Origin of the sequence: Paraflavitalea devenefica (genome assembly GCF_011759375.1) — a bacterium.
Lineage (GTDB): Bacteria > Bacteroidota > Bacteroidia > Chitinophagales > Chitinophagaceae > Paraflavitalea > Paraflavitalea devenefica.
Genome location: NZ_JAARML010000009.1, coordinates 181772 through 191079, shown reverse-complemented (window position 1 = coordinate 191079; position 9308 = coordinate 181772). Strand labels below are relative to the sequence as shown.

The 9308-nt window shown below is 46.8% G+C and carries 7 protein-coding genes; 4 read left to right on the top strand and 3 right to left on the bottom strand.

Annotated features, from left to right (window positions below):
• The 3 genes from HB364_RS31875 to HB364_RS31865 form a co-directional block, all read right to left on the bottom strand.
• The coding region (locus HB364_RS31875) for a YDG domain-containing protein (RefSeq protein ID WP_208420169.1) at positions 1-1660 on the bottom strand (1660 nt) is incomplete at its 3' end.
• 803 nt (positions 1661-2463) lie between these two features.
• The gene (locus HB364_RS31870; protein ID WP_167292502.1) at positions 2464-4881 is read right to left on the bottom strand and encodes a spermidine synthase-like protein; all 2418 of its coding nucleotides are present in this window, start codon (positions 4879-4881) and stop codon (positions 2464-2466) included.
• Between the two features lie 13 nt (positions 4882-4894).
• Positions 4895-5500: a protein-L-isoaspartate(D-aspartate) O-methyltransferase gene (locus HB364_RS31865; protein WP_208420168.1), complete on the bottom strand. Its 606-nt coding sequence runs from the start codon at positions 5498-5500 to the stop codon at positions 4895-4897.
• Positions 5501-5823: 323 nt separating this feature from the next.
• Between HB364_RS31865 and HB364_RS31860 the strand changes: the two genes are divergently transcribed.
• The 4 genes from HB364_RS31860 (at position 5824) to nuoC (ending at position 9296) form a co-directional block, all read left to right on the top strand.
• Complete coding sequence (locus tag HB364_RS31860) at positions 5824-6252, top strand: CBS domain-containing protein (RefSeq protein ID WP_167292500.1); 429 nt, start codon at positions 5824-5826, stop codon at positions 6250-6252.
• A gap of 121 nt (positions 6253-6373) precedes the next feature.
• Positions 6374-6811 carry an NADH-quinone oxidoreductase subunit A gene (locus HB364_RS31855; RefSeq protein ID WP_167292499.1) on the top strand — a complete coding sequence of 146 codons (438 nt, stop codon included), beginning with the start codon at positions 6374-6376 and terminating at the stop codon, positions 6809-6811.
• A 56-nt stretch (positions 6812-6867) separates the two neighbouring features.
• Complete coding sequence (gene nuoB / locus HB364_RS31850) at positions 6868-7506, top strand: NADH-quinone oxidoreductase subunit NuoB (protein ID WP_167292498.1); 639 nt, start codon at positions 6868-6870, stop codon at positions 7504-7506.
• A 35-nt stretch (positions 7507-7541) separates the two neighbouring features.
• Positions 7542-9296, top strand: a complete 1755-nt coding sequence (nuoC, locus tag HB364_RS31845; protein ID WP_167292497.1) for an NADH-quinone oxidoreductase subunit C/D — start codon at positions 7542-7544, stop codon at positions 9294-9296.
• The last annotated feature ends 12 nt before the right edge of the window (positions 9297-9308 follow it).

Below are 9308 nucleotides of genomic sequence, written 5' to 3'. Positions count from 1 at the left end.
CCCTGGCAGAGATTACCCCGGTATTGTCCGGACTGTAAAGAATGTTGTAGTTGTTGCCGCTATTGCCATCATTAATCATAAGGCCACTTGCGATCAAGGACTTGTTTGTTCCTACATTCCTTGTATCAAACACTTGTGTCGGGGCAGTACCAATGGCATCCCCGGTTTGCACTGGATCTACTACCGGCGCAACGGCTGAACTCGTTGTACCATTATAAATACGACTATCTGTTTGTGCCGTTACATGGATGTCCCTGACGCTGATTACTCCGGTATTGTCCGGACTGTAAAGAATGTTGTAGTTGTTGCCGCTATTGCCATCACTAATCATAAGGCCACTTGCGATCAAGGACTTGTTTGTTCCTACATTCCTTGTATCATATACCTGTGTCGGGGCAGTACCAATTACATCCCCGGTTTGCAGTGGGTCTACTACTGGCGCAACGGCTGAGCTTGTTGTACCATTATAAATACGGTTGTCGGGTTGGGCTGTTACATGGATGTCCCTGGCGCTGATCACCCCGGCAGTGTTGGTTGCATAGGTAACTGTGTAATTATTACCCCCATTGCCATCGTTGATTACAAGACCGGAAGCTGTTAATGTTTTGTTTGTGCCTACATTCCTGGTGTCATACACCTGTGTCGGGGCAGTACCAATTACATCCCCGGTTTGCAATGAAGCTACTATGGGTGCCACGGCTGAACTCGTTGTGCCATTATAAACACGATTATCTGTTTGGGCAGTTACAGTCAACCCCCGGGGAGTAATACTGGCTGTGCCGGCAGCTATTGTGCCGATAACATAGTTGCCGGAGTTTGCGCCGGTCAGGCTCATTGGACTGGTAACAGTAACGGTTTTGCCAGCTCCAACATGCTTATCCGAAAACGTCGCTACACCACCCGTAAGGTCCACTTTATTCCCTTCACCGCTTATTACACCGGTCAGTTGACGGTCAGTAATAGTGGCGGTGGAACCACCATCATAAAGCTTGTCAGCAATAGTAAAGGCAGCGGTGAGTGGCTTTGCTGTAATAGTTGCCGTTGTAGTGGCAGTAGTGCTGCTCAGGATATAATTACCTGCTTTGGACCCACTTAAAGTGAGCCCGGTTGCAGTAACCGTTTTAGTACCGATATTTTTATCTGCAAATGTGGCTGTGCCACCGGAAAGCGATACGTCATCACCAAATAAAACGCCCGTCAGTGGAAGCAGGCTGATTGCAGCTGCTGCATTCCCATCATAAACCTTATCAGAAGCTGTTATACTACCTGTAACGGTCTTACGGTTTATGGTTAAAGTGCCGTTGCCCGACCTGGTAGTTGCACCTGCAGTTGCAGTCACCGTAAAGGAAGGGGAGGCCGGAACATTTGTATTATTTTGAACAGCTACTGTAAGTGTAACATCGATAGTAGCTGCTGCAGTAAAATTTATAATATTAGGTGCTACAAAATTCGGTGAACTACTGCTCCAGGAAAAAGTTACTCCAACAGGCAGACCTGTAGCAGTTAAGGTTACGTTGGTAGGCCCTGATCCTCCTCCGGTTGCCCTGACACCTACTGTATAAGTAACGAATGCTGCTGTTCCATAGTTCACCGATTGGGACGCGGCTCCTACCGATACTGAATTCAGATTTGCATCCGTAAAATAAGCATATGCAATCAAGCCTGATGTCTGTCCCTGAGCTTTCAAGCGCAAAGAATCCCCCGGGCAATTACAAACCGTCCAATTGGTCACAAATGCGCCATTTGCGTCGGCAACTACTGTAAATGGCAAATAGGATGAATCGACGGTTACTGTATTGCATGGCTGGTTTAAGTTTTTCACTTTCAAAGTAACAGTTTCGAAAGCGCTAAAACCACTGCCAGTAAAAATAGCGGTGGAAAGGGGCATATAATCCTGTTGGTCAGATGTGACAGTTGCTTGTCCAAAAGCAAAAGAGCTGGTAAACAGACAAAAGATAACAGCAAATGTAGCTGCTAACAAGCGTGATAGCTGCATAAATGGTAGTTTAGGTTTTTGGGGGCAGGTTGGAATTAACGGTATTGATTTGTTCGATCAGCTATCCGTTCTCTGTCTTTTAAATTTGAGAACAAGATGCCTGAGCAACAGAGATTAGGATTACACGATGACTTAAACAGATAAAGAACCTACTGGACTCTGAAGTGTTTGGATAAGCGTGTTTGGATAAGAGTGTTTATTGAGCGGATGCCCTACATAGTTAGGTGCATGCAGGCATTTGCAACTAAGTCGATTAAAGATTACAATCAGCTTTACGTAGGTAATTGGCTTGATCAAAGAGGTTATTAATAGGCAGGATTGATCATGTCGATATAAAAATATATAAACTTTCTCAATTTTCTGGAAAATATTTAAAATGTATAACTTTCTGATTATTAAAAGCCGGGCGATCACATCAATGGGCTTTTTGTTTTTGAGGGTAATGACAGGCAGGTATTCTCCAAAGATCAAATCAGGTAAAAAATAAGTACGATCAGCGGAAGACAATAAGCGAATGCGGCCAGCCACATCACCATGGTAAATCCTGCTTCCACTGCTATCAGCGTGGCCAGCGCAGCGCTGATCACCGACATACAACCATTCAACCCCCAGGCCCAGGGTATGGCGGGTGACTGCGTACGGGCAAGTTGTGACAACCCTGCAGGAAAAGGAATGCCCATACAAAATGCCAGCGGCGCCATCAATAAAAAAACGATCAGTAATTTTACAGGCAGGCCCGACTGAGCCGTTTGCCGCAGTAAAGGCATCAGTACAGCCGCATATATAAAAAGAAGTACAATGATCACTGTAAACACAAGCAGCAGGAGTTTTCTTTTGCCCTCCAAACGGCCCGACACAAAGCTGCCCAAACCCGAAAAAAGCAATAAGGCTGTGATCACGGCAGCGGCGGCATAGACCGGGTGCCCGAAATAAAAGGTGAAATGCTGGATGAAGACCATTTCTACAAACATATAGCCAAGGCCGATGCCTCCAAAGTAAAGCAACACGCCGGGTTTGCTTTTATCCTTCCATCCCGGCTTGAAAAGAGGTAGTAGCACAAGCACAAAGGAAATCAGGGCAATCTGCACCAGTGTGATCACTACCAATACATATCCGATCTCAAAAAAAGGAATGGAGCGGTTACCAAAATATTCAGCGAGGCGTGGCAGGCTTTTCCAGCGGATAAATTGTGAGAAATAAGGGCTGTTGTCTATCGCTGGTCGAATATTAAAATCGTAATCTGCATATAACGAGTCTCTCCCGGTAGACAAAAGTTGATCCATGTTCTGAAAGAAACTGCTGTCCTGTAACTGATGATAGCGGGCCCTTTCTGTTGGTTGCAGGCCCGGGAGCAGAGCCGGATCAAATTGCCATTGGTTACAAAAATTCCGGATGTTTCGTATTTCCGTTCCGGTTAAAGCTGATTTCGTTACTACAAAGCTGATGGTGCCCCAACTCCGGATTGCCGCAATATGATGCTGTGGTTGCCGTATGTTCAATTGTTCCAGTGCTTCTGTCAGGGTAGCCAATAATTTCAGCGGATTGCGGGCGGGATAATCCATCCAGGCGGTGATGCTGATGGCGCCTCCTTCTTTGAGCCTGGGCCACATGGATAAGAACGCTTCTTTCGTTAATATAAATTGTTCATGCAGGGAATACAACCCGGCCGACCCGCCAAAGCTGCCTGCAACCGGCAAGCTGATCAGGTCATAATGAGTAGTATCTGAAAAAAGGAAATTGCGTGGCTCCTGTGTGTGTACGGTAACTGCCGGTTGATAAAAAAGGGAGTCATTATCCGCTGCCAATTCATGCTTTAAAGCTGCAACAAGGATGGCGTTAGGCTCAACGGCCACAACCTGGGTGGCATGGTGGCTGAGTGCGTGCGCTACTGCTATACCGGCGCCGGCTTGCAGCACCAGTACATCTTTCCTGTCAGCCATCCTGTAAGGAAGATCAAAACTGGTATAATTCAATATAAAGGCTGTATCCGGCTGGCTGGAGCCGGTAACTGCACCCACCCAGTCGCCATTAATAAAAACAGCCGTGCTGGCATTCACCGGTTGACTGGCCAAAAGGCTTAGCCCGGGCGCATAACGCAATACAGGCGAAGTAACAGCCTGTATAGGTCCGTAAGGACTTGCCTTTTCCAGCTTTATGCGTGCATCGGGCAATAACAATGCTTTACTGATATCTTTAAACTGAGATAGCTGCAGTTGTGGGGGAATAATTATTGAGCCTGTGCAAGAGATAAAAGCAATGAAAGCAAAGAGGAACAGTGCTACTTTGTTTTTGAATCTGCTGCTTTCATGATCAACAGGAATGATCATCGTCCCGGCTATTACCGGCAGGAATGAAATGAATGCCGGTAACCGGTGCGGCAACAAAAAATAGAGCAGTGCCAGCAACAATAATCCCCCGGCAGCGGAACCCAGCAGGTTCGCAAAATAAACTTTCCCGATAAGGGCTACATAGTGATCGAAAATAAGGCCAATGGCAAGGGCTCCCAGTAAAAAAGGAATGAAAAACAACAGGTAAGTAAGCAGCAGCCGGCCAATATGCGCATAGTTGGCAAATAACAGGTAAGAATCAAAGCGGATAAAAGCAAACTGCGAAACATAGATCACCAGTGACATGGTAATACCACAACTGATCATTAATACAGGAAGCAGCCAATGGATACGCTTTAATAACCGTTGCCTGAAAAGCGACAATAGGGTTCCCCCTGCGCCAAAGCCCAGCAAGGCCATCGAGATCACCATATAGGCAAAATGATGCCACTGTACGATGGATAATACCTGCATGAGGGCCAACTGGAAAGCAATGATGGCGGCAGAAAGCATCCCAAGCGATAACAATAGCCGGCCTCTGATGGCTATGTATACCATATGTTCAATTCATTCACTTCTTCCTGGTAAGCGGAACAAAGGCTACTGGTAGCAGGCTTTTGGTAGTGGCTGTATCTTTTTTCTTTTCTACCAGTATCAGCATTTGTGTCATAAACGATGAACCCACCGGGATCACCATCTTTCCTCCTTCCTTCAGTTGACTGATCAACGGAGGCGGAATGTATTCGGCAGCGGCAGTCACAACAATAGCATCATAGGGAGCATGCTCTTTCCATCCGTGATAACCGTCGCCTGTTTTTACCTGCACGTTTTTGCAATCCGCTTTTTTCAATTGTTCAGTGGCCGACTTACCCAATTCAGGAATGATCTCGATCGTGTATACTTCTTTCACGATTGCAGAAAGAACGGCGGCCTGGTAGCCGGAACCTGTTCCGATCTCCAGCACTTTAAAATTGGATTGCGGTTTAATTACTTCAGTCATGTAGGCCACTATATAGGGCTGGGAGATAGTTTGGCCATAACCGATGGGAAGTGGGCGGTCTTCATAGGCGTTGCCGGCCTGGCTGGCAGGCACAAATGCATGTCTTTTTACCGTTCGCATGGCCTTCAGCACTACGGTGTCTTTTACCCCTCTCCGCTCAATCTGCTGCTTAACCATTTTTGTTCTTTGGGCAGTGTACGGGTCTTCCTGCCATGGCATTACGAGCAAAAACAGTCCGATAAGAAATGAAGGATACCACATAATTTGCTCCATTTACTGCTACTCAAAATTACTTATTTGTTCGGAAGAATCAGTGTTGCCGGGCCTTATGCCAGGCTCATTCCGGAAAGCCAGATAGTTGGTAGTGGTGCCGGAAAACAAGGTTACCCTGAACGCAGCATCCTGTAAATTACTTTTTTGGTTCAATGAAAAATTAATAACTTAACAGTACAATTAGTTCTTGTAATTCATTTATAAATGAACATTAAAATTCATTTACAATGGGTACTGTTCAAAATATCCTGCAAATAAAAGGCAGGGTAGTATATACAGTAAGTGCAGACAGTTGTGTGTACGAAGCTCTCGAGGTTTTAGAAGAAAAGAACCTTGGCGCCCTTGTAGTTGTGGAAAAAGATGGAACATTGGACGGAATTTTTACAGAACGAGACTACGCCCGCAAAGTAATCCTGAAAGGACGCTCCTCCAAAGAAACCTCGGTACGGGACATTATGACCGACTCGGTGGTTGCTGTTACTCCTGACACGAAGATCGAAGAATGCATGGAATTGATGACCAACAAGTTCATCCGGCACTTGCCTGTATTGGAAAAGGGTGAATTGGTTGGCCTTATCTCGATTGGCGACGTAGTGAAATACGTCATCAATGAGAAGGACTTTATCATTGAGAACCTGGAACATTACATTTTTTAGAAGCCAGCAACAGGGAATTGTAAACTAAGACAGGCACAGGTGTTTCCTGGCCGGATGAACTGAGCTGCATTTAAAAAAATGAGCAGGGTGGCTATTCGCCATCTAACGAAATGTCATTGCCATGCCGGAAAATGAAATACATACCATTCCTCTTTGGCCATTGCTGTTGTACGCAAGTATAGTAGTGGTATTGCTGGCAGCGATACTCTTCCTGTCATACATACTTGGTCAGCATCACCGCGACCGTGATACCGGCAAGCCCTATGAAGGTGGCATAGAACAAACAGGCTCTGCCCGCCTTCGCTTCTCCGCACAATTCTATTTAGTGGCTATGTTGTTTGTAATCTTTGATGTGGAAGCCGTATTCATTATGCTCTGGGCATTGGGATTTTATGAGTTGGGTTGGGCCGGCTATGTAGGAGCAGCGATATTCATAGGCCAATTGGTAGTCGTACTCATCTACGAATGGGGGATAGGAGCCCTGGATATTGGCGCTGATGCAAACGAAATATTGAAAGTATATAAAAGGAAGACCATGGCGAAAGGTCTGAAAGGATAGCAGAAAATGGAAAGAGTGGCGGATGCTGCAATTTGAAAATTTGTAATACAGTAAGCATGAAATGGTGGTTAAGTAAAGCAGAGGATCCCATTGGTAACATGTCGGGCAATGGCAGCATGGAAGAAGCTGTCAGCAGAAGTATTATGCTGACTACAGTACAGGACCTGGTGGCCTGGGGACGTAAGAACTCTATGTGGCCTTTTCATTTTGGGTTGAGCTGTTGTTTTGTGGAAATGGCCACCAGCATTACCAGTAAGTATGATGTGGCCCGGTTTGGAGCAGAAGTGATCAGGGGCACACCACGCGAAGCAGATGTTATGGTAATAGCAGGAACCGTTTTTATTAAAATGGTCCCTATTATCAAAAGGCTGCACGAACAGATGATGGAACCCCGTTGGGTGATCTCAATGGGAAGCTGTGCCAACAGCGGAGGTATGTACGATATCTATAGCGTGGTGCAAGGGGTAGACAAGTTTTTACCGGTAGATGTATATGTACCGGGCTGCCCGCCAAGACCCGATGCTTTCATGCAGGGACTAATGTTACTGGGTGATGCAGTGAGCAAAGAAAGACGCCCCCTGAGCTGGATGATTGGTGAACAGGGCGTGATTAAACCAAACCTTACTTCTATGAAGGAGAAAAAACGGGAAGAGCGAATGAACATGGTGAACTTCAAAGGAGTGGACGAAGTGTAGGAAACCAAATTACCCCGGAAGGGGGATAGTAAAATATGCCGGATGCGAATCACATATTCCAGCATCTGCAACACAGCTTTGGCGCTGACATCTTATACCAGCAGCAAACTGTTGATGAGGTACCCACTATATGGGTATCAAAGGACAAAGTAGTGCCTGTTATTCAATACCTCAAGTGGGACATTCCACAATCTTTCCCTCTCTTGTACGACCTGTGCGGGATTGATGAACGCGACAAGACAAAGAGAAACGGCGTAGCTGCTACCCATGCAGACTTCACAGTGGTATATCACCTGTTTTCATTTGAACAAAATAGTTTCATCCGGCTGAAAGTGCCGTTGCTGGGGGAGTATCCTTCGCTGCCCTCTATCACTTCCCTTTTCAAAAACGCCAACTGGTATGAACGGGAAGTGTACGACATGTTTGGCATCCGCTTCGACGGTCACCCACACCTGCAAAGGATCCTGATGCCATTGACCTGGCAAGGTCATCCGCTCCGCAAAGAACATCCGGCAAGGGCCACAGAAATGGGGCCATTTAAGTTGTGGGATGAAAAACAGGATATTGAAATGGAGGCATTGCGGTTTAAGCCCGAAGAGTGGGGCATGCAAAGGGAAAGTGAGGATGCTGATTTCATGTTCCTGAACATCGGTCCGCAGCACCCCGGTACACACGGTGTACTGCGCATCATTCTGCAACTGGATGGTGAAGACATTGTAGATGCCGTGCCGGAGATCGGCTTCCATCACCGCGGCGCAGAAAAGATGGGAGAGCGGCAAAGCTGGCACACTTATATTCCCTACACAGACCGGGTAGATTACTTAGGCGGGGTCATGAATAATCTCGCTTATTTACTGGCAGTAGAAAAACTGGCAGGTATTGAAGTGCCAGACCGGGTGAAAGTGATACGGGTGATGTTGTGCGAATTATTCCGCATCAACAGTCACCTCGTTTGGTTTGGCACCTTTGCACAGGACCTGGGCCAGCTATCACCAGTATTCTACATGTTTACCGACCGTGAAAAGATCTTCGACATCATTGAAGCGATCTGCGGTGGCCGTATGCACCCCAACTGGTTCCGCATTGGTGGGGTAGCACAGGACCTGCCCAATGGATGGGATAAACTGGTTCGTTACTTTGTTGATTATTTCCCTGCAAAACTGCGTGAGTACAACAACATGGTCATTCGTAACCGCCTGTTCAAAGCCCGCACCAAAGGCATTGGTATCTACACGCTGGAGGAAGCCATTGAATGGGGTGTAACAGGTCCTGGTTTGAGAGCCTGTGGTTTTGAATGGGACTTCCGCAAAAAGCGTCCCTACTCAGGGTATGAAATGTTCGACTTTGAGATTCCCATTGCACAAAACGGTGATTGCTTCGACCGCTCCCTGGTGCGCGTAGAAGAAATGCGGCAAAGTCTGCGTATCGTGGAGCAGTGCCTCAATAACATGCCCGCAGGAAATTACAAGGCCGATCATCCCCTCACCACACCGCCCCTGAAGAAACATACCATGCAGGACATTGAAACACTGATCACCCACTTCCTGAATGTGAGCTGGGGACCGGTGATCCCGCCCGGAGAGGCCATGAGCTGCATTGAAGCCACCAAGGGAGCCAACAGTTATTACCTGGTGAGTGATGGCAATACAGCAGCCTACCGGGTGCGGATAAGGACTCCGTCATTTCCGCACATGCAGATGGTTCCTTACATCAGTAAGGGCTATACCGTAGCAGACCTGCTTTCTATCCTGGGTAGTGTGGATTTTGTGCTGGCAGATATTGACCGGTAATTGGAAAAATTG